Source organism: Halorubrum sp. Eb13 (genome assembly GCF_002252895.1).
Lineage (GTDB): Archaea > Halobacteriota > Halobacteria > Halobacteriales > Haloferacaceae > Halorubrum.
Genome location: NZ_NHPE01000141.1, coordinates 22254 through 43411, shown reverse-complemented (window position 1 = coordinate 43411; position 21158 = coordinate 22254). Strand labels below are relative to the sequence as shown.

16 protein-coding genes are annotated in these 21158 nt (G+C 69.2%); 3 read left to right on the top strand and 13 right to left on the bottom strand.

Going from position 1 to position 21158, the window contains the following annotated elements; translation table 11 throughout:
- Positions 1-19: 19 nt before the first annotated feature.
- The 6 genes from polC to DJ75_RS16145 all read right to left on the bottom strand — a co-directional run bounded on the left by polC (position 20) and on the right by DJ75_RS16145 (position 10700).
- Complete coding sequence (gene polC / locus DJ75_RS16170; protein WP_094525446.1) at positions 20-5137, bottom strand: DNA polymerase II large subunit; 5118 nt, start codon at positions 5135-5137, stop codon at positions 20-22.
- A gap of 16 nt (positions 5138-5153) precedes the next feature.
- The gene (locus DJ75_RS16165; protein WP_094525445.1) at positions 5154-5573 is read right to left on the bottom strand and encodes a PPC domain-containing DNA-binding protein; all 420 of its coding nucleotides are present in this window, start codon (positions 5571-5573) and stop codon (positions 5154-5156) included.
- Between the two features lie 190 nt (positions 5574-5763).
- Positions 5764-6141: a NifU family protein gene (locus DJ75_RS16160; protein ID WP_094525444.1), complete on the bottom strand. Its 378-nt coding sequence runs from the start codon at positions 6139-6141 to the stop codon at positions 5764-5766.
- Between the two features lie 95 nt (positions 6142-6236).
- The gene (locus DJ75_RS16155) at positions 6237-6563 is read right to left on the bottom strand and encodes a DUF5783 family protein (RefSeq protein WP_094525443.1); all 327 of its coding nucleotides are present in this window, start codon (positions 6561-6563) and stop codon (positions 6237-6239) included.
- A 266-nt stretch (positions 6564-6829) separates the two neighbouring features.
- Entirely contained in the window at positions 6830-9550 is a 2721-nt protein-coding gene (locus DJ75_RS16150; RefSeq protein WP_094525442.1) for a heavy metal translocating P-type ATPase, read from the bottom strand.
- 550 nt (positions 9551-10100) lie between these two features.
- Positions 10101-10700: an AsnC family transcriptional regulator gene (locus DJ75_RS16145; protein WP_094525441.1), complete on the bottom strand. Its 600-nt coding sequence runs from the start codon at positions 10698-10700 to the stop codon at positions 10101-10103.
- 132 nt (positions 10701-10832) lie between these two features.
- Between DJ75_RS16145 and DJ75_RS16140 the strand changes: the two genes are divergently transcribed.
- On the top strand, positions 10833-11030 hold the full coding sequence (locus tag DJ75_RS16140) for a heavy-metal-associated domain-containing protein (RefSeq protein ID WP_094525440.1): 198 nt from the start codon (positions 10833-10835) through the stop codon (positions 11028-11030).
- A 41-nt stretch (positions 11031-11071) separates the two neighbouring features.
- Here the strand turns inward: DJ75_RS16140 and lpdA are convergent, their stop codons facing one another.
- The 7 genes from lpdA to DJ75_RS16105 all read right to left on the bottom strand — a co-directional run bounded on the left by lpdA (position 11072) and on the right by DJ75_RS16105 (position 18773).
- Positions 11072-12499, bottom strand: a complete 1428-nt coding sequence (gene lpdA / locus DJ75_RS16135; protein WP_094525439.1) for a dihydrolipoyl dehydrogenase — start codon at positions 12497-12499, stop codon at positions 11072-11074.
- Complete coding sequence (locus tag DJ75_RS16130) at positions 12499-14160, bottom strand: 2-oxo acid dehydrogenase subunit E2 (protein ID WP_094525438.1); 1662 nt, start codon at positions 14158-14160, stop codon at positions 12499-12501. Before DJ75_RS16130 ends, lpdA begins: the two co-directional genes overlap by 1 nt.
- Before the next feature lie 48 nt (positions 14161-14208).
- Positions 14209-15195 carry an alpha-ketoacid dehydrogenase subunit beta gene (locus tag DJ75_RS16125; RefSeq protein WP_094525437.1) on the bottom strand — a complete coding sequence of 329 codons (987 nt, stop codon included), beginning with the start codon at positions 15193-15195 and terminating at the stop codon, positions 14209-14211.
- The gene (gene pdhA, locus DJ75_RS16120) at positions 15196-16299 is read right to left on the bottom strand and encodes a pyruvate dehydrogenase (acetyl-transferring) E1 component subunit alpha (protein ID WP_094525471.1); all 1104 of its coding nucleotides are present in this window, start codon (positions 16297-16299) and stop codon (positions 15196-15198) included.
- Positions 16300-16634: 335 nt separating this feature from the next.
- Positions 16635-17057, bottom strand: coding sequence for a CopG family transcriptional regulator (locus DJ75_RS16115; RefSeq protein ID WP_094525436.1), 423 nt, complete (start codon positions 17055-17057; stop codon positions 16635-16637).
- A gap of 125 nt (positions 17058-17182) precedes the next feature.
- The gene (locus DJ75_RS16110; protein ID WP_094525435.1) at positions 17183-17845 is read right to left on the bottom strand and encodes an RPA family protein; all 663 of its coding nucleotides are present in this window, start codon (positions 17843-17845) and stop codon (positions 17183-17185) included.
- A gap of 1 nt (position 17846) precedes the next feature.
- Complete coding sequence (locus DJ75_RS16105) at positions 17847-18773, bottom strand: replication factor A (RefSeq protein WP_094525434.1); 927 nt, start codon at positions 18771-18773, stop codon at positions 17847-17849.
- Between the two features lie 725 nt (positions 18774-19498).
- On the opposite strand from DJ75_RS16105, the gene DJ75_RS16100 reads away from it, so the two are divergent.
- Positions 19499-19801, top strand: coding sequence for a hypothetical protein (locus DJ75_RS16100; protein ID WP_094525433.1), 303 nt, complete (start codon positions 19499-19501; stop codon positions 19799-19801).
- Positions 19802-19886: 85 nt separating this feature from the next.
- Entirely contained in the window at positions 19887-21077 is a 1191-nt protein-coding gene (locus tag DJ75_RS16095) for a hypothetical protein (protein ID WP_094525432.1), read from the top strand.
- Positions 21078-21158: the final 81 nt, after the last annotated feature.

Here is a 21158-nt window from a genome sequence, read left to right as displayed (position 1 = left end):
CGTGCCGCGGCCGCGACCGTCACATGAAGTCCGCGATACCGGACTGCTTGTTCGTGTCGTCTTCGAAGATCGATTCGAGCGACTCCTCTAACACCTTCAGTCGCTGTTTCGTGTAGGGCCGGCAGCCGAACCGGTCGGCGACCTCGATGGCGGTGTCGACGTACTTGTTCACCGACCCCTGGTGGACGGTGAGGTTCACGCGCCCGCCGCACTCGCGGCAGTCGCCCGAGAGGGGCATCCGACGGTACTTCTCGCCGCAGTCGAGACACCGCGTCTCCTGCCGCGAGAACGCGCGGAGGTTCCCGATGATGTCCGGCAGGAAGTGGTACTCGATGACCCGCTCGGCCACGTCGGTCTCGTCGACCGCGCGGATCTTCCGAGCGAGCGCCAGCTGCGCGTCCATCTTCTCCATCATGTCGCCGAGCGTCTTGTACGCCGACAGGTCCGGCCCCATCGCGATGTCCGTCGTGTCGTGAGTGTGGTCGAACCCGTGGTACTCCTCGTCGGTCCCGAGCGTGTCCTCGCCGAGCTGGATCCGATCCTCCAGCTCCTCCGGGTCCGTCAGCTCGAGCGTCGCCTCGTAGAACTCGCGCGGGTACTCGCGCACGATGTCCATGTTGTGCGCCTCGTCGTCGATCTCCGAGGGATCGATCCGCGAGGACATCACGAGCGGCGCGTCCATGCGCCCCCCGCGCTGGTCCGGCAGAAATTCTTTCGAGAAGTTGAGAAGTCCGTCCATCAGGAGCATCACGCAATCCTCGTCGCCGTCGCATTGATCGACCGACAGATCGTTCGCGACTAACGAGTGCGTGTCCTCAACGGTGAGACAGTAGACGTGGTCGGTGTCGCTCTCGACGGTGTCTATCTCGGCGATGGCTTCGGTACCGTAATCGCCGGCACCGCCATCCGACACCGTCGAAGCGTACGGTTCGACGGATGAGACGTTCTCGGCCAATCGGTCCGCTTTCCGGGAGAGGTGGAACCCGGCGACTTCGGCAAAACGGACGGCGTCACGCGAAGACACGCTGAGCACGTACGTCTGTGCGTTCAGTCGGGGGTCGTCCTCGTCATAGAACTCCGGGAACTTGTCGTGGAGGCGCACTCGATCCGGTCGATCGACGGTCGCGTGGATACCGAGTCGTCTGAGCAGGCCGAGCAGGTCCTCGCGAAGTTCTTCGCTCACGGTCGTCGCCGTGATCCGAAGCGAGCCCTCGTCGACGCCGCCGTCGCCGCTGAAGTAGCCGCGGAGATACGCGCCGACGATCGACTCGGAAGCGTCGAAAATCGGATCCGGGACGCGTTTGGTGCGCGCGTACACCCCCCCGTCGAGGACGGAGTCGAAGAACGCGCGAAGGAGGCGACCGGAGACCGTCACTTTCGCGTGGTTCTCTTCGTACGGGTCGGTGCCGAACTCCTCGCGCAGGACGTCGAGGAAGAACGCTCTCGCCTCGGTCTCGGTCCCACAGATCGTCGTCTGGTGAATCGTTCCCTTCGGCGTCTCCTGTTCGCGAGCGAATCCCTCGGCGGCGTAGTAGCCGAGCAGCGTCGCCACGCGGTCGTTGAGTTCGACGAACCGATCGATCTCGGTTCGGTCGCGTTTCATGCCGAGCGTCGCGTCCTCTGGGACGAACTCGAGGAGTTCTTCTGTCGAAGCGAAACAGCGCCGGAGATACGACACTGGGAAGCTCTCGCGGTACAGGTAGTTGCTCAGCGTTTTCTTGTTCGTGTCGAACACCTCGGTCATGCTCTGGAGGGGGTAGAACCGTCCGTCCCAGTCGTCCGCGAACGCGTCCTCGAAGAGTTCGTACATTCGGTCTTTATCCAGTCCCTTCACCATGAGCCGGTCCGTCGGAACCGCGTCGGACTCAAGGAACTCGCCGAGCAGATCGAAGCGCCGAGAGCCTCGCTCGCCGCCGTCACTCCCGACAGAGTCCGGAACGACCACCCTGTCAGACGGAGCGAGGTCCCGCGCCTCCGTGCCGACGATTTCGTCCCGATCGGCGTCGTACACGTGAACCCCGTGATCCGGCGTGACGGTTATGCTTCGGCCGGTCTCTGTTCGAATCCGCACGAGGTGATCCGGGGCCGGGTGTTTGCTGACCGCCTCGATCGGGCGGGAGACCCTGTCACCGTCAGAGGTTAGGGCAGGCGCGTGCAGGTCGCCGTCGACGCCTTCTAGCTTCCCGATCGCCGTCCCGAAGTCGTCGAACTCCACGTCCGACTGCCCGAGATACGCCTCGACAAACTCCGCGATGGTGTCGTAGCGGAGGTGTCCCGTCTCGTCCTCGTACCAGAGCTTCGTCTCCGGGTGGAAGCAGTTCCGCCGTTTCGCGGCGTGAAAGTACGGATGAGCGTATCCGACCGCGGCCGAGGTAAATCCTACCACTCTCCCGACAGTAGCCGCGCTCGTGTGCGGCGCCATCCCGAAGACGAGCTCGCCGACGAGGTCGTCGCGCTCGTTCACCTCGTAGAAGCGGGGGAGGCCGTAGAACTGCTCGAGGAGGTCGTCGACGAAGTCCGCGGTCCGCAGCATGTGCTCGGCGGCGCCGTCGGAGAGGACGATGTCCTGCACCCGGAGCTCCACGAGCTGGTCGTCGTGGCGCAGGGGCTCGCCGTCGATGTCGGTCTCGTAGCCGATCTCCCGGAGGTGGTCGGCGGTGACGTCCAGCTCCTCGGGCCGGACCGACGTGACCGGGAGGTCCGTCATGTCGTACCTGACGGTGCCGTCCTTGAACGACGTGACGCCGTTCTTCGCGCGGAGGATTCCCTTCTCCATCGGCTCCGGCGTCTTGTTCCGCGAGGTGAGCCCCTGGACTCCCTTGAGGATCTCGAAGGAGGCCTCGCGCTCGCCGACGGTCTCCAGCGCGGAGCGATATGCGTCGTTTACGTCGACCTCTTGATACGTCGCCGCCCGCACCTCCCACTCGCAGCGCGGGCACTCGACGCGGCCGGCCTCGTCGGGCTCGCAGACGGTCCCGCAGTCGTTGCACTCGTAGTGGGGCTCGGTGTGGACCTCGCAGTCCGGACACCGGGCCTTGTAGGTGTGCTCGCCGCAGTCGGGGCAGACCCGGTCCGACACCTGGAGCTCCAGCCGGCCGCGGTGGCCCGAGTCGTCCATCACGCTCGCGGCCTCGGCGACGTCGCGCTGGGGGCCGCCGGCCTCGTTGATCGGGAACAGCGTGTGGACCGCCGGGGAGAGGTCGCGGCTCTCCGACTTCTCGGGGCGACCCATCCGGTTGCCGATCCGAGTGGGCGCGCGCTCCCGTATCTCGAACGGCGCGACCTCGTTGACGGCTTTCACCGCGTTCTCGCCGCCGTCCCACTCGCGGGCCGCCGCCGAGAGGTCCCCGTCGTCCCACGTCTTCCGGAGGCCGTCGTCGACCCCGAGCGACCGCGCGAGCGGGCGCCACGTCGGGATTCGGAGGGCGTCGGGCGTCGCGGCGTGCTCGACCAGCAGCGCCTCCAACGCCGTCCGCGTCGCCTCCGTGCACTCGATCGCGAGGACGCCCTCGACCACGTCGCCGTCGGCGACCGCCTCGGCGAGGGCCTCGAACGCCGCGACCGACACGTCGTGCCAGAGGTAGGTGTACTCCGGGTGGAGCGGGCAGTCGTACTCGCGCGCCCACTCGAGCGCCTCGTCGGCGTCGGGGCGTTCGAGGTCGACGTGGGGGTCGTCCGCCATCGCCTGTACGTCGGCGCCGGCGTCGGCGAACTCCTTCACCCACCACTCGTACACGTAGGAGGCGGGCGCGAGCGGGTGGTTGTTCTCGACGAACTCCCCGTAGTTGACGAGGTACTCGCCGAGGTCGAGCACCTTCTCGACGCCGTTGCGGACCTCCTTCGCCTCCTCCGGGTCGTCGATGCGTCGGACCTCGCCGTTGGCGAGCCGGACCGTCGGCCCCTCGATGGAGTCGACGGGGACGACCCCGTGGGCCTTGCCCGGGCGCTCCGTCTTGATCTGCGTCCCGGCCGCGAGGAAGTCGTCGACGAGGTGCATCGTCGCCGGGTGGACCCCGCCGGTCGCGAACCCGTGGTTTCTCGCGCGACCGTACCGGAGCCGGAACCCGCCCGCCTCGCTCGGGTGGGTGAACACCGGGCGGCCCGCGATCAGGTCCCGGAGGAACTTCTGGGAGGGTTTCGCCCGGGGCGGACCGTCGGGTTCGTCTCCCGCCGTTTCGACGCCTCCCTCGTCGCTCTCGGCGTCGCTGTCGTCGCCCTCCCCTCCCGATTCGCCGTCCGGGGCCTCCGAACCGTCGTCCGCCGATGCGTCGGCGTCGCTCTCGCCGGAGCCGTCTTTCCCGATCGTCCCGTCGATCAGGTCCTGGAGCCACGGCCAGTCGACCTCGTCGAGGTCGCGGGTGTACCGCTGTATCTTCGGGGCCTTCAGGGCGATCCCCTCGGCGGCGACGAGGCACATCCCGCCGCGCGCCGAGTTCGTGTCGACCCGTTCGAGGTCGCGGAAGCCGGAGACCTCCTCGTCGCTCGTCGCCTCCCCGTCGAGCATGATGGGGATGTGCTCCGCGATGAACTTCGACTCCTTGTCCTTCGGCGTGTACTGGAGCCCGGTCTCCTTGTCGTAGAGGGCGATCTCCTCGGCGTAGCGCTCGACCTCCACGTCGCGCGGCTTGTACTCGTCGATGCCCAGCAGCGACCGGGCGTAGTCGGCGACGAGGACGGAAAGCGCCTGCGCGGTCCCGCCCGCCGACCGGATCGGCCCGGCGTAATAGACGTTGACGAACTCGGTGCCGTCGTCGTTCTCCAGCAGTTCGACGCGGTCGATCCCCTCGATCGGCGCGGCGACGACGCCCTCGGTGAGGAGAGCGACCGCGGTCCGGACCGCGCCCTCGACTTTCCCGGCGCGGGAGTCGTAGTCGCCGACCGTCCCCTCGACGAAGTCGGTGACGAGTTCCAGCGCCGCCTCCTCGCGGGACATCTCACCTTCCAGCTCGCGGACGCGCTCCGCGACGCCGTCGATGCCGAGGATGTTCTCGACCCGGTCGGCCATGTCGCGAGCGACGGGGATCTCTACCTCGGGCTCCGGGTCGTACCCCTGTCCCTTCGCCGTCTCCGCGAGCGCCAGCGCCTCGTCGAGCCTGTCTTCGATCCGGGCGAAGTACCGCTCGTCGTCTGGCCTCATCGCCGCGAGACCCGCCTCACAGCCATAAGTCGAGGTCGGTGACCGCGTCGTGGGACCGCTCCAGCGGCTCGTCGAACGCCCGCAGGTGACACTCGCCCGCCCAGACCGTCCCGGAGTCGAGGTGCCCGGCGAGCGCCTGTCCGCTCGGCCGCGACAGCACGGCGTGGGTGTGCGCGAACACCTCGCCGTCGAGCAGCGAGACGTTCCCGACGCAGGCGGCGACCTCCAGCGGCTCGTCGAAGGTCACGGACTGGTACTCGGTGTCCTCCTGGTCGTAGAACCAGACGTCCGCGTCCTGCACGGCGCCGAGCGCCGTGAACCAGCCCGCCTCGACGTCTTCCGCGCGGGCGAGGTCCTCGATCTCCTCTCGCCAGTCGGCGCCGGTCTCGAATCGAGCCACGTACTCCGCCGTCGTCTCGACTTCCCGGTGGTGCATAGGAACCGTCCACGATGGCCGGGGGCAAAAAGGCTTCAGTCGCGGTGCGCCTAACCGGTCCTGAGAAAGTTGATATAGCGATATCCGATTTATTCACAAGCGATGGCGCTACGGCGAGCAATGGAGAGGCGAGCCGCTCCGGCGTCGAAATCGCGAGAAGAGGGAGAGTCGAGAGGTGCCAGGACCGGCTTCAGAACGGGGCCTGCGGGCCTTCGTCGTCGCCGCCGTCGTCGGTCGTCTCACCGGGGAACGACGGGGACATGCCGTCGCTGCTGGTGCCGCCGAGGTCGCCGTCGGCGCCGGAGTCCATGCCGGTGTCGGCGTGGACCGTCTCGATCTCCGGGATCTCCTTGACCATCCGGGACTTGATCGCCTGGATCGTCATCGGCGAGATACCGCAGCCGGAGCAGGCGCCCCCGAGCTGGATCGTGACCTCGCCGTTCTCGCGGTCGAGGTGGCTGATCGCGGCGCTCCCGCCGTGCATCTGAATCTGCGGGAAGTTGCGCCGCAGGAAGTTCGTGATCCGCTCGCGAAGCTCGTTTTCCGCGTCGGCTGTGTCCGTACTCATGCCAGCGATTTGGCGGTCGGCGGGCTTATGCCTTTGGTTCGATCGGACTCGAACCGCGAGAACCGACGTCTCGAACGACGAGCCGGCCGCGATCGCTACTCCGGCCGGTCGACCTGAAACGTCCGGTGGAGCTCCGTTTCGATCCGCTCGACGTACTCGTCTAGCGTCTCCTCGAACGTCTCGTCGTCGACGAGGACGCCCTCCATCCGATCGCGCGGGTTCTCGGGGAGTTCGACGTAGAACTCGCCGTCCTCGTAGAACGGCTCGGACTCGTTGAGGATCGTCTGGTCGATCCCGTGGATCAGCTGGGAGTCGCGGCGCTCGTTCATGTGGTTGAACGCGTTCTTGTACGCGCGCTGGAGCTCCTGGAAGTAGTGGGCGTACTTGTCCTCGAACTTCTCGGGATCGAACTCGTCGGCCATACCTGATCGAACGGTACGGCGAGGAAAAAGCCGGTCGATCGCGGTCGGGAACCGACGAACGCCAAGGAGAGACGGCTCAGGTGCCGGAAACAGGTCGGTTCCTGAGAGCGGCGAATCGAGGGTCGACCACGTGGTAAATTCCATGATGCTATATCAAAATAGCACAGAGAGGGATGCCGTTCAATCGGGGTCGGACGTGCCGCGCTGGAAACGGCGTTCGGCCGAGGACGACGGTGCCGCGCTGAAAACGGCGTCCGCGACGGCGACTACCGCAGCCGGCCGAGCAGCCGGTAGTCGCGGTCGGGCTCGTACCGCCGGAACAGCAGGCTGTTCGTCAGCACGCTCACGCTGGAGAGCGCCATCGCCCCCGCGGCCAGCGCGGGCTGAAGCAGGCCGAGCGAGGCCAGCGGAATCATCAGCGTGTTGTAGCCGAGCGCCCACACGAGGTTTTGTTTGATCTTCTGGAGGGTCGCGTCCGAGACGCGGATCGCCTTCACCACGTCGAGCGGGTCGTCGCGCATCAGCGTCACGTCCGCGGCCTCGATCGCCACGTCGGTACCGCTCCCGATGGCGGTGCCGACGTGCGCGACCGCGAGCGCCGGCGCGTCGTTGACGCCGTCGCCGACCATCATCGCCTGCCGGCCCTCGTCTTGGATCGCCTCGACGGCGTCGGACTTGTCCTCGGGCAGGACGCCCGCCCGGACGTTCTCGGGGTCGATACCCACCCGTTCGGCGACGGCGCGGGCGGTGCGCTCGTTGTCGCCGGTGATCATCATCACGTCGATGCCGCGGTCGCGGAGGGCCGCCACGGCGTCGGCGGCGCTCGGTTTGACCGTGTCGGCGTCGGCGACGACGCCGATCAGGTCACCGCCGTTCGTGCCAGCGGGCACGCGAGCGACGAGCATCGCCGTCTTCCCCTCGCCTTCGAGGCGCTCCATCGTCTCGGCGGCGGACGAGGCGTCGACCCCCTCGTCGGCCAGTAGCTTGCGGTTTCCGACGAGGACCGACTCGCCCTCGACGGTCGCGCGCACCCCGTGACCGGGGACGTTCTCGAAGTCGTCCGGCTCGGGGACCTCCAGGCCGCGCTCGCGGGCGCCCTCGACGATGGCGCGGGCGAGCGGGTGCTCGCTGCCGCGCTCGGCGATCGCGGCGGTCCGGAGCACCTCGCGTTCCGCGTCGCGGTCGCCGTCGGAGTCCCCGAGGTCGTCGTCGGGGTCGACGTGCCGCGCCGCGCCGCCGTCGGGGACGGGCTCCCCGTCGCGGTCGAACGCGACCACGTCAGTCAGCTCCATCGCGCCCTCGGTGAGCGTCCCGGTCTTGTCGAAGACGACGGTGTCGACGTCCTTGGCGCGTTCGAGCACGTCGCCGCCCTTGAACAGGACGCCGTGGCCGGCGCCGATGGTGGTGCCGACCATCGTCGCGGCGGGCGTCGCCAGCCCGAGCGCGCAGGGGCAGGCGATGAGCACCGCGGAGGCGAACACGACGATCGCGAACTCGGAGATCGAGACGGCGCCGCCCGCGACCGCCGGGCCGCCCGCGACGAGCCCCCACAGCGGGAGCGCGTTCACGAACCCGGCAAGCGTCTCGGGGAAGAGGAACCAGACGATCCCCCACAGCAGGGCGTTGACGATGACCGCCGGGACGAAGTAGGCGGAGATGCGGTCGGCGAGGTTCTGGATCTCGGGCTGGCGCGACTGCGCCTCTTTGACGGTCCGGACGATCCCCTGCAAGGCGGTGTCGGCGCCGACCTTGGTCGCCTCGACCACGAGCACGCCGTTCTCGTTGATCGTCGAGCCGATCACCTCGTCGCCCTCGCCCTTCTCGACCGGGACGGACTCGCCGGTCACCATCGACTCGTCGACCGCGCTCTGCCCGTCGACGACGACGCCGTCGGTCGGGACCTTCTCGCCCGGGCGGACCTTCATCCGGTCGCCGACCACGACCTCGTCGACGGGGACCTCCCGCTCGGTCCCGTCCTCGTCGACGGCTTCGCCGTCTGCATGCGGCGTCTCCGACGCCGCTCTGTCGACGAGGGTGGCCCGATCGGCCTCCATCTCCAAGAGCTTCCGGAGCGCCTCGCCGGCCTGCCCCTTCGAGCGGGCCTCGAGGTAGTTACCGAGCGTGATGAACACGAGGATGAGCGCCGCCGTGTCGAAGTAGAGGCTCCCGGCGACGAGCCCGGCGAGGACCGCGACCGAGTAGGCGTACGCGGTCGTGGAGCCGAGCGCGATCAGCACGTCCATGTTGGCGCGCCCGTTCGTCACCAGCGCCTTGTAGGAGTTCTCGTAGAACGGGCGCCCCAAGACGGCCTGCACCGGCGTCGCGAGCAGGAACTGCACCCAGCCGATCCGGACGCCGAAGACGGTCTCCGGGAACAGCGCCCCGTCGAGCAGGAGGTGATCGGCCATGAACAGCAGCAGCGGCGCCGCGAGCGCCGCCCCGAAGAGGGTCAGGCGGAGCTGTCTGCTGATCTCCTCTTCGCGGGCCGCGTCGCGGGCGTCCTGCCCGGCGTCGCCGCTCTCGCTCGCTTCCCCTCCGGACGCTCTCGCGTCGCCGTCGGCGCCGCCCTCGCGAACCGGCGAGTACCCCGCCGACTCGATCGCGTCGTAGAGGTCGGAGCGCGAGGCGTCCGCGGGGTTGTACCTGATCTGCGCCTCGTCGGTCGCGTAGTTCACCGTCGCCTCGATCACGCCGGGCGTCGATTCGAGGGCCTCCGCGTTGGCCTCCGCGCAGTTCGCACAGGACATGTCCGCGATCGCCACGGTGACGGTCTCGCTGACCGCGCCGTAGCCGGCCGACTCGATCGCCGCGTAGATCTCGCCGAGCGACGCCTCCTCGGGGTCGTACTCGACGGCGCTCTCGTCGGTGGCGTAGTTGGCGTTCGCCGAGACCACCCCGTCGAGGTCCGCGAGGGCGTCCTCGATCGTCGCCGAGCAGTTGGCGCAGGACATGCCCGTGACGTTCAGGTGGGCTGTTCTCGTTGGCATGTCTACTACTACGTGTCCCTCCCTTAGGCGGTTTTCTGCTTCGATATCGGGGGTTTAGCCGGGTCGAAATCTTCGGTTCCAAAGCGACCGTCGCGGACGAGAGATCGGAGAGACGAGAAAACAGGACGAGCGAGGCTATCGATTTAAAAGGAAGGCGGTGGCGCGTGCCTGCGAGCGGCCGCCACCGGCGGCCGCGAGCCAGCACGTGCGAGGGAGTCGCGAACGAAGTGAGCGACGAGGCTGGGGAGGCGTGAGGTGCGGTGCTGTGCGGGGCGGGATTCAAAGGGGCAGTCGCGAGGACGGCGCAGGCGACGTAAGCACTGGAGGGAGTGAGCGAAGCGAACGACCGAAGCGCGCAGCGAGCGTGCGCCGTCCTCGCGGCTGGGGCTTTGGCGGTATTCTCCGCAAATCCGGGATCAACGGAGTAAAACCGAGCGGCTGGGGCTTTGGAGGTGTTCCCCGCCGATACGGCGTCAACCGTTTATAAACGATCAGCTCGGTCGATGCAGGCGTTCACCGACGATCCGCGGTCACCCGCTCATGCACCCTATCACGCCCCTTCCTCCAGCCGCTGGTATCGCTCTCGGAACCGCGACAGGCAGGACGGGCAACAGAAGTGATAGACGTCGCCGTCGATTCGGGCCGTCTCGCCCTCGCTATCGACGGTGTTGGAACACTCCGCGCAGGTCAGCGCGAACTCCACGCCCTCGATCGACGGCGTCCACTCGAACTCGTCGACCAGCGTGACCGCGTACTCCTCGACGGCGACCCCCTCGAACAGCCCCTGCACCCACTCTCGGACGTTCCGCCCCTCGACCCGACCGTACACGCGCAGATCGCCCTCGGCCGTGACGAACACGTGCTCGACGGCGTCGGCCTCGCGGACGCGGTCCCGCGCCGCGCCGAGCGCCTCGGGGCGGTTCGGCGGCAGCTCCACGTCGATCAGCACGGGGACGCCGGCCCGCAGTTTCGTGCGGTCGACGTCGACCGTGAACCCCTCGATGACGCCGGTCTCCTGCAGCCGCGTGACGCGGTCCGAGACCGCCGGCCCCGAGAGCCCCACGCGGTCACCGATCTCGCTGTACGGGCGCCGGGCGTCCTCGGCCAGCAGCGAGAGGATCTCCAAGTCCGTCTCGTCGAGGTCTCTCATGTCGCGAGAGACGGCCTCGCGATACAAGACAGTTACCCGGATTCGCTTCGGATTCCGAAGTCAGAATGAACAGATATCCCCGGTCGCGAAGCGACAAGCGAAAAACGTCTCCCACACGTACGAGCGGGTACCATGAGCCGAACGCTCACCGTCGAAGGGATGTCGTGTGACCACTGCGAGCAGAGCGTCGAGGAAGCGCTGGAGGGCGTCGCCGGCGTCGAAGGAGCGACCGCCGACCGCGAGAGCGCGTCCGCGACCGTCGAGGGCGACGCGGATCCGGACGCGCTCGTGGCCGCGGTGAGCGAGGCGGGCTACGACGCGTCTCCCTGAAACGGAACCGCGCGATCGGCGTCCGCTCGGACGCCTCGCTCCTACCGGTTCAGCGTGTGGATCGCCTGTCCGCGGGCGTTCTCCGCGGCCTCCATCACCGCCTCCGCGAGCGTGGGGTGCGTGTGGACCGTCGCCGCCACGTCCTCCAGCGTCGCGCCCATCTCGATGGCGAGCGCGACCTCGGCGACCAGCTCGGAGGCCTCCGGCCCGACGATCTGCCCGCCGAGCAGGAAGCCGGTCTCCCCGTCGGCGACGATCCGGACGAACCCCTCGGTGTGACCCGTCGTCATCGCGCGGCCGGAGGCGTTGAACGGCATCTCGCCGACGACCGGGTCGAACCCCTCCGCCTCGGCCTCGCTCTCGGTCAGTCCCACCGTCCCGATCTCAGGGTCGGTGAAGACGGCCGCGGGGATCGCCTGCTGGTCGAGCGCGGCCGGCTCGCCGGCGATCACCTCGGCGGCGACGATCCCCTCCTTCGAGGCCGCGTGCGCGAGCATCGGCTCGCCCGCCACGTCGCCGACGGCGTGGACGTGGTCGACCGCGCTCCGCGTCCGGTCGTCCGTCTCGATGAACCCGCGGTCGTCCGTCTCGATCCCGGCGTTCTCCGGGTCGAGCCCGTCGGTGACGGGTCGGCGGCCGACCGCGACGAGGATCTTGTCGACGCCGTACCTCGACTCCTCGCCCTCGTCCGTCTCCGTGTGGAGGAGGTAGCCGCCGTCGGCGGCCTCCGACCACTCGCTCGCGCCCTCGCCGAAGCCGAACTCGACGCCGAGCTCCTCGACGCGCTTGCGGACGATCCGCTTCACGTCGTCCTCGTACGGGTCGAGGATGTCGTCCAGCATCTCGACGACCGTCACGTCGGCGCCGAGCTTCGCGTACGCGGTCGCCAGCTCCATCCCGATGTAGCCGCCGCCGACGATCCCGAGCCGGTCCGGGACCGTGTCGGCGTCGAGCGCGTCGGCGGAGGTCCAGACGTGGTCCTCGGCGAAGTCGAAGCCGGGGATCTGGATCGGGCGGGAGCCCGTGGCGACGACCGCGTGCTCGAACTCGATCGACTCGGAGCCCTGCCCCTCGCCGCCGTGGGCGACGCGGGCCGTGTGCTCGTCGACGAAGGAGGCGGTCCCGGGCACGAGGTTGACGCCGTTCGCCTTACAGAGCTTCTCGACGCCGCTCGTCAGCTGATCGACCACGCCGTCCTTCCACTCGACCATCTTCCCCATGTCGACGGCGGGGTCCGCGTGGACGCCCATGAACTCCGCGTTGCCCGCCTCGTGAGCGAGCCCGCTCCCCGTGATCAGCGCCTTCGAGGGGATACAGCCGCGGTTCAGACAGGCGCCGCCGTACGCGTCGCGCTCGACGAGCGTCGTGTCGAGCCCCTCCTGTGCGGCGCGGATGGCGGCGACGTAGCCGCCCGGTCCGCCGCCGATCACCAGTACCTCCGTTCCGGTTGCGATGTCTCCGACGACCATTATTGAGTCAACAGCAGCAGCGGTTGTTCAAGGTGTTCCATTACGGTGTTCGCGAACTCGGCCGCCACCGCGCCGTCGACGACGCGGTGGTCGATCGACAGCGACAGCGGTAACGTCGGCGCCGGGACGACCTCGCCGTCGCGGACGACGGGGCGCTCCTCGATGGCGCCGAGCCCGAGGATCGCGGTCTCTGGGTAGTTGATGATCGGCGTGGCGAACTCGCCGCCGATGGCGCCGAAGTTGGTGACGCTGAACGTGCTCCCCTTCATCTCGGCGGGCTTGAGCTTGCGATCGCGGGCGCGGGAGGCGAGGTCGCGAACCTCCGCGGCCAGTTCGAAGATCCCCTTCTCGTCGACGTCGTCGACGACGGGGACCATCAGCCCGGCGTCGGTCGCGACCGCGATCCCGAGGTTGTACTCCTTTTTCAAAACGATCTCTCCGTCGTCTTCGCGCAGTTCGCTGTTGAGATAGGGGTGCTCTTCCAGCCCCGCGACGATCGCCTTCATCACGAACGGCATGTAGGTGAGCTTCACCTCCTCGGCGTCCGCCTTCGGCTTCAGCTCCTCGCGCGCCTCCATGAGGGCGTCGACCTCGGCGGTGTCGTGGTGGGTGACGTGCGGCGCGGTGAACTTCGACCGCTCCATCTGCTCCCCGATGGTGCGGCGCACGCCCCGGTAGGGAACGGTCTCGTCGCCGGCGGACGCGCCCGTCTCGGTCGCGGCGGCGGCCCGGTCGGCGGCGGTATCGCTCGCGGCGGGCTCCGCGCCCGCGTCGACGTCGACCGGTTCGGGCGTGGGTTCCGGTTCGGCCGTCTCCGACTCCGGGGCGTCCGCGTACGCCTGCACGTCCTCGCCCGTGACGAACGCCTCGCCGTCGCGGGTCTCGTCGGTCGGCACGTCGTCGATGTCGACGTCGAGGTCGCGGGCGAGCTTCCGGGTCGCCGGCGTCGCGAGCGTCGTGTCGCGACCGGCCGGCTCGGGCGCCGACCCGGCATCGGCGGTCACCGAGGGCTCGGCGGTGCCCCCCTCGCCGCGCTTGCGCACGGCGGACTTCCGGTCGCCGGAGTCGACATCTGTCGGGGTCGGCGCGGGCCGCGGTTCGGGCGCGTCGCCGCCGCCGCTCGCGGCGTCTTCGTCGGCTGCCTCGGCGTGCGCTCTCACGTCGGCCTCGGTGACGCGGCCGCCGGGACCGCTCCCGTCGACGGCCGCGACGTCGACGCCCAGCTCGCGGGCGAGCCGACGGGCCGACGGCGGCGCGAACGTCCGGCCGGACGAGGTCGCCGGCGCCGACTCGTCTGCCGGCGCCGACTCGTCTGCCGCCTCCGACTCGTCTGCCGCTTCCGGTTCGCTCGCGTCGGGGCTCGTCTCGTCGACGGCCCCCTCGTCGGCGGAGCCGGAGTCGTCCGCGTCCGCCTCCGCGCCGTCAACGCGGAACGAGATGATCACGTCGCCGACCGGGACCATCTCCCCCTCCTCGACGAACAGCTCCTCGACGGTCCCGTCGTAGCTCGACGGGACCTCGACGAGCGCCTTGTCGGTCTCGACCTCCGCGACCGGCTGGTCCTCCTCGACGCGGTCGCCGGGGGCGACGAGCCACGACACCAACTCGCCCTCCGCGACGCCCTCGCCGACGTCCGGCAGTCTGAACTCCTCGACCGTCATGCGTCGACCTCCGGGACTGTCATGTGGTGGATCTCCGCGGGAGCCATCTTAAAACTCGACCGCCTCCAGAATGCCGTCCTCGATCCGCGCCGCGGTCGGGAGGTAGTAGTCCTCCAGCGCGTACAGCGGGTAGGGCACGTCGAATCCGGTGACGCGCTTCACGGGCGCCTCCTGGTACAACAGCGCCTCCTCCTGGATGATCGCCGTGATCTCGCCGGCGAGCCCGCCCGTCTTCGGCGCCTCGTGGACGACGGCCGCGCGACCGGTGCGCTCGAACGCGTCGACGATCGCCTCGCGGTCCAGCGGAGAGACGGTGCGGAGGTCGACGACCTCGCACTCGATCCCCTCCTCGGCGAGGCTCTCGGCGGCCTCCAGCGTCGGACGCGTCATGGCGCCGTAGGTGAACACCGCCACGTCGTCGCCCTCGCGGCGGGTCGCGGCCTCGCCGAGGGGCACCGTGTACGGCTCCTCGGGCACCTCGTCGCGGAAGGCGCGGTAGATGAGCTTCGGTTCGAGGAAGACGACCGGGTCGGGGTCGCGGATCGACGCCGCGAGCAGGCCCTTCGCGTCGTACGGCGTCGAGGGGATGGCGACCTTGAGGCCGGCCTCGTGGGCGTAGAACGCCTCCTTCGACTCCGAGTGGTGCTCCGGCGCGCGGATCCCGCCGCCGTAGGGGGCGCGGAGGGTCATCGGGAGGGTGAACCGGCCCCGGCTCCGGGCGCGGAACCGCGCCATGTGGGAGACGATCTGATCGAAGCCGGGGTACATGAACCCGGAGAACTGGATCTCCGGGACCGGGCGGAGCCCCATCGCGGCCATGCCGACCGCGCAGCCGACGATACCCGACTCCGCCAGCGGGGTGTCGACGACGCGGTCGCCGCCGAACTCGTCGTAGAGGCCCTCGGTCGCCCGGAAGACGCCGCCGTTCTTCCCGACGTCCTGCCCGAGCACGAGGACGTCGTCGTCCTCGCGCATCTCGCTGTACAACCCGTCACGTACCGCCTGTACGACGGTGAGGTTCTGTGTGTCGCTCATTTACTCCTCCAGGAACGCTTCGTCGCCGCGCGTCTCCCGCAACGCCGCGAACTCCTCGTACTGCCGCTCCAGCTCGGGCGGGAGCTCCGCGTACGCGTGCTCGAACAGCTCGCTCGGGTCCGGCCGCGCGGCCGCCTCCGCCGCGTCGATCGCGTCGGCGACGCGCTCCTCGATCGCGGCCTCGATCTCCGCGACCCGCTCGTCGTCGAGGATCCCCTCCGAGCGGAGGTACGCCTCCAGCCGCGGGATCGGGTCCTTCGCCTTCCAGCGCTCGACCTCGTCGTCGTCGCGGTAGACGGTGGGGTCGTCGGCGGTCGTGTGCGCGCCGAACCGGTACTGCACCGCCTCGATCAGCGTCGGGCGCGGCCGGTCCGTCTCCGGGTCGCGCGCCTTCTCCAGTGCGGCCGTCGTGACGCCGTACACCGCCAGCGGGTCCATCCCGTCGACCTGCACGCCGTCGATCCCGTACGCCTCCGCCTTCTGCGCCAGCGTCGCGCTCCGGGTCTGCCGCTCGCGGGGCACGGAGATCGCCCACTGGTTGTTGTTACAGAAGAAGACGGTCGGCGTGTCGAACACGCCGGCGAAGTTGACGCCCTCGTGGAAGTCGCCCTCGCTGGTCGCGCCGTCGCCGAAGTAACAGAGGAAGGCCTCGTCGCTCCCGCGGAGCTTCGCGGCCCACGCCGCGCCCGTGGCGTGGGGCACCTGCGACGCGATGGGGACGGCGACCGGGAAGACGTTGACGTCCGCCGGCGCCTTGTTGCCGGACTCGTGGCCCATCCAGTAGAGGAGGGTCTGTTTCAGCGGGAGCCCGTGGACCAGGGCCGCGCCGTGCTCGCGGTACGAGGGAACGATCCAGTCGTCTTCGGCGAGCGCCGTCGCGGAACCGATCTGAGCCCCCTCTTGTCCCGACAGCGGCGGGTACGTCCCCATCCGCCCCTGTCGCTGGAGGCTCACCGCCCGGCCGTCGAAGTGACGCGCGAGCCGCATGTGCCGGTACATCTCGACGAGTTCCCCGTCGTCGAGATCGGGGACGTCGCCGACGACCTCGCCGTCCTCGTCGATCACGCGGACCGGGTCGTCGTACGCCCTGTCGAATACGCTCACCGTGGAACCCACCTGTTCATGTCAGAACGGTTCGCCGCCCGGGTAATATCGTTTTCGTACATAGTTTATTATAATCAGAAATCGGTGGGCGCGCTGAGAAACTGTCCATCAGATTCCCAGAGAACCGGACGTTTTTGAACAAATCTCGTCAGGGCCGGCAATATTTTCGTCGACTCGGCGGTTTCCACGAACAGTAACGGACAAACGGGAAGGTTTTCCGAGAGATCGACGCCGCGGCTCGGCGGGATCGGTCGGGGCGAAGACGGCGGCCGGAGGCGACGCCGCGGCTCGGCGGGATCGATCGGAGCGGAACCGGCGGCCGTCGGGGCGGCAGATCACCCGAGCCGGAAGGAGGGTTCGTCGCGCTCGCCGCGGTCGTCGCGCTCACCGTCGAGGTCCTCTAGGTGGATCACGTCCTCCCCGTCGTCGTCGAGCCGCTCGCGGAGGTGATTGACGTACCGCTTGTACTCGTCCAGCTGTTCGCGGAGGTGGTCGGCCTCCAGCTCCAGCCGCTCGTGCTCGCGGATGAAGCTCTTCGGGACCTCGACGCGCGGGGGGAACGACTCGCCGGGCTCGCCCGCGCTCTTGAGCTCCGCCTCCGGGACGGCGCGGACCTGTCCGTCGTGGGCAACGAGCGTGTCCACGTAATCCCGGAACACCGCCGACAGCGAGATGTCCCGCTCCTCGGCGATGTCTCGGAGCGCCTCGAACGCGTCCTCGTTGACGCGGAACGAGATCGTCTTGTTCTTGTTGCCCATTGCCGGAACGGTGGTCGCGCTATCTACTTAAGCGTTTGTCAGACGGTGCCACAAAAAGGGGAAATAGCGGGCGTTACGGACCTAAAGCGCCCGATCGGTCCGTCTGGGCGGTCGGCCGCCGCCGGTCAGGGCTCCGGCGTTCCGGCCGGATCCGTCGCGTCGCCGGCGGTGTCGCCGTCGGCGCGGTCCTCGTCCGCGGCGTCGCCGGCGAGTTCGTCGCCCTCGTCGAGGTCCTCCAGCGCCGACAGCGCGGCGGCCTTGTACGTCTGGGGGTCGAGGTCGTACTCCTCGCGGGCCATCCGCGCGTACTCGTTCCCGTCGTCGTCGAACGCGGCGACGCGCTCGATCGTCCGCGTGGCCGTCTCGGCGACCCAGCGGTCGCGGGTGGCGGCGTCGACCTCGGTGATCGACTCGGGGCGGACGGAGACCCGGACGGTGCCGTCGTCGGTCTCGTACGTCCGGGGTTTCCCCACGACTGCGACGTAGGCGGGCGGCTCCAGGTCGCGGAGCTTGGAGGCGGCCTCGGGCTGGTACTGGCCGGCGTACACGAAGAACGTGCCCGTCGGATCGACGATGCGGCCGCGCCAGTACTCGCTGTCCTCGCCGACGTCCTCCTTCTCGGTGAGGGTGCCGACGAAGAACACGCGGTTCGAGGACTCGCCCGTCGGGAGGAGCGCGTAGACGGGGGCGCGCTCGTCGTCGGACTCGGTGAACGTGTAGCCGGCGTCGTTGAACTCGCTCGCGAACACGCGCCGGGCGACCTCTCGGGTGGGTGCGGATTGACTCATGTTAGATCGACCTCGCTTCGATCAGCGCGCTCTCGACGTCCACGGCACCGGGGTCCTCCATCTCGTCGACCAGGACGTACCGGCCGAAGGTGGGGCCGGTGACGCGGTAGTACCGTCCGAGCACGTCGTCGGCCATCTCCTCGGCGACGACAGTCGTGTCGAGCGCGTCCATCGCCATGTCCTTGGCCTCCTCGAGTCCCATGCCGGTGAGCTTCTCGGTGGCCTCGCGGTCGAAGATGACCTCGGTGACGGTCTCGCCGTCGTCGAGGACGCCCTTGATCCGGAGGTCGAACTCGCCCTCGACCTGGCCGTGCTCGGAGCACCGGCCGTTCTGGAGGACGCGCGTGCAGTCGTCCTCGGGACAGCGCTTGATCAGCCCGGAGCCGGACTGGATGTCGACCAAGGCGCCCTCGACGGTGTCGGCGTTGTCGCCGACCTCGATCTCCTCGTCGATCTCGGTAATTTGAGTCGTCCGGTTGAGCTTCACCGAGTAGCTGCCCTCGTACTCGTCGGTGACGACGTTCGAGAGCTCGTACGCCTGCCCCTCCGTCAGCTCGGGCAGGTCGGAGGTCTCGAAGGCGACGAACTTGATCGTGCCCGACTCGTCGCCGAGGAGCCCGACCTGCGAGATCGAGTCGCTGCGGGGCTCCCAGAGGTCGACGAGCGTCACGCGCAGGTCGACCCACTGCTCGTCCTCGTCGATCTCGTCGACCAAGACGGACTCGCTGCCGCCGCGGCCGAGCTCGCCGCGCTCCATCCCGGCGTCTTCGAGGTAGCTGTTGGTGACGCTCCGGCGCGCCTCGTCGAGGGGGACGCGGTACTCGTTGACGAGGTTCTCCAGCCGCTCCTCGACCTCGTCGGCGTCCACGTCTAAGTGGTCCGAGAACTGTTCCGCTATCGCTTCCGCTTCCTGTCGCAGTTCGCTCATGGGGTGTCTCCGCCTCCGGTCTTGTTTCAATGGGAGGCGTACGGCGATTGGTTCCTCACGGTATTAAAAATCCCGCAACCACGGTGAAAGTGGTCGTCTCCGACGCGCTGACGGGCCGCTTCCGGCGGTTTCGCGGTTTCGACGGCCGGCCGCGTCAGACGCCCGTACGCCACGCGCGGGCTTCGTTTCAAGTGGAACGATACCGCGTGAAGCGTCCGCACGTATCAGGGTCGAATGAAAATAAACGATGGCGGTGGCGCGCCGGTGAGCGCCCGTGAGGGCGCGAACCGAGCGCGAGGGAGTCAGTCGCCGGAGCGAAGCGACGGCGACTGACGAGGCTGGGGAGGCGCGAGGCTGCGGTGCGGTTGCGGTGCGGGGCGGGACTCAAAGGGGCAGCCGTGAGGTGCACGGAGGCGTTCACGAGAGCTCCGCTCTCGTGAGCCAATCAGAACGCGGAGCGTTCTGATGACGACGCAAGCACCGCAGGAACGAGCGGAGCGAGTGACGAGGAGCGCAGCGAGCGTGCGTGCACCTCACGGCTGGGGCTTCGGACGTGTTCGCTCTAGATCTACAGTCGATTATTTATAAGCGGGAGACTGGGACTTCTAAGGAGTCCACCGCGACGGCGACGATTTACGAACCCCTCACGACGGGTCCGCCGCCCGCGGACCGATCAACCTCGCATTCGCCAACGGACCTATATCCGACGCGCCGGTACGGTCCCTATGGACGACCGACTCGAACGCGTCATCCGCCAGCAGCTCCGCAAGGCGGGCAAGCAGTTCGAGGAGGCGCGGCGGGCGTACACCGAGGGAAAGGACGACCCCGACGACGACACCGCGGGGGCGGAGCGGTACGACCTCCCGACCGACGAGGACGGACGGGCGCGGATCGTCTGTCGGCGGCACGCCGAGCGGCGGGCGGTCGCCGTCGACGCCGAGGGGCGCCCCTCGTGTTTCGACGCGGGCCACCCCGACTGCGAGGGCTGCGCGGAGGACGTGCGCGACGGCTTCGTCGAGACCTGGTGAGGCCGGTCGCGGCCGGTGCGAGGGAGGGCGAACCGCGCCGGCCCCCACCCGAAGGCGTTTTTATGCGGACACCCTCGAAGCGGCCATGAAGCGAGCGACGGTGGTCGTCGGACTCCTCGTCGTCGTCGCGGTCGGGTTGGCGCTCTCCGGCGCCTTCGCCGGACCGCCCGCGGGGGAACCGTCGGCGACGGTCCCGGAGGAGTCGCTCATCGCGGTCGACGGCGACTACCGGCTGTGGCCGTACACGAGCCGGAGCGCGTCGGTCGAGGGGCGGACGCTCGCGATCAACGTCGTGGTGCACGCCGACGCGGAGACGACGCGCGCGGCGATCGAGGGGGGAACCGAGGCCGACTGGGAGGAGACCGAGGGGATCGAGTCGGAGACGACCGCCGACGCCGAGCGGGTGCGGGCGTTCGTCGAGCGCGACTGGGCCGACGCCCGCAGCTCGACGCGGTACGGCTACGTCGAGGGACCCGCCGGCGGGGTCTGGCTGACGGAGACGTTCGAGCTCCACGACGGGGCGTACCTCGGCGTTCGCGACCACGTTCGGGCGTACGAGTCCCCGGACGGTGAGTACACCGCGATACAGGCCCACGAGGAGTACTACGACTGGTTCCGGCTCCGCCACACGGTCCCCGGGATCGACGACCCGGCGGTCCGGCTGGAAGACGAGTTCATCCACGGGCGGGTCGACGCCGAGGTGCGCCGGGAGCACCGCGGGATCGAGGGCGGGTGGAGCGACGGCTGGCTGTCGGTGATCGAGCTGGCGTCACTCGTGACCGTCGCGGGCGCACTGCTCGGGCGCCGGACCCGGGCGGCGGCCGTCGACCTCGCGCGGCGGGCCCGACGGGAGGCGACGAAACACGCCGACGCCGCGGTGCTCGGGGCCGCTCTCGGCGCCGTCGTCGTCGGCGTGCGGGCCGCCGGCGTCGGGCTGGAACTCGCGTATCCGAGCGTTCCCCCGAAGGCGATCGCCGGCCCGCTGTACCTCGTCCTCGCGGGCGGGGTGCCGGCGCTCGTAGTCGCGCGGTCGCGCGAGTGCGACCCGGCGGCGGTCGCGCTCGCCGTCGCCGCCGGGCTCGGGACCGGGTTCGTGCTCGACTTCGCCGCGCTCGGCGTCGCGGTGCCGCCCGCCCTCGTCGTCCACCGGATCGCGCTGCTTGCGGCGGTCGGGGTGGTCGCCGTCGGGCGCGCGGCGGACGATCGACCCGTCCTCGTCGCGGGCCTCCTCGCGTGGGCGGTCGGACTGGCGCTCCCGCTCGCGGACGTGATCTGAAGCGATCGAGGTCTGAAGCGATCGAGGTCTGAAGCGATCGAGGCCGAAATCGGGGCTGACTCCCCGAATCGGCCGGTCGGT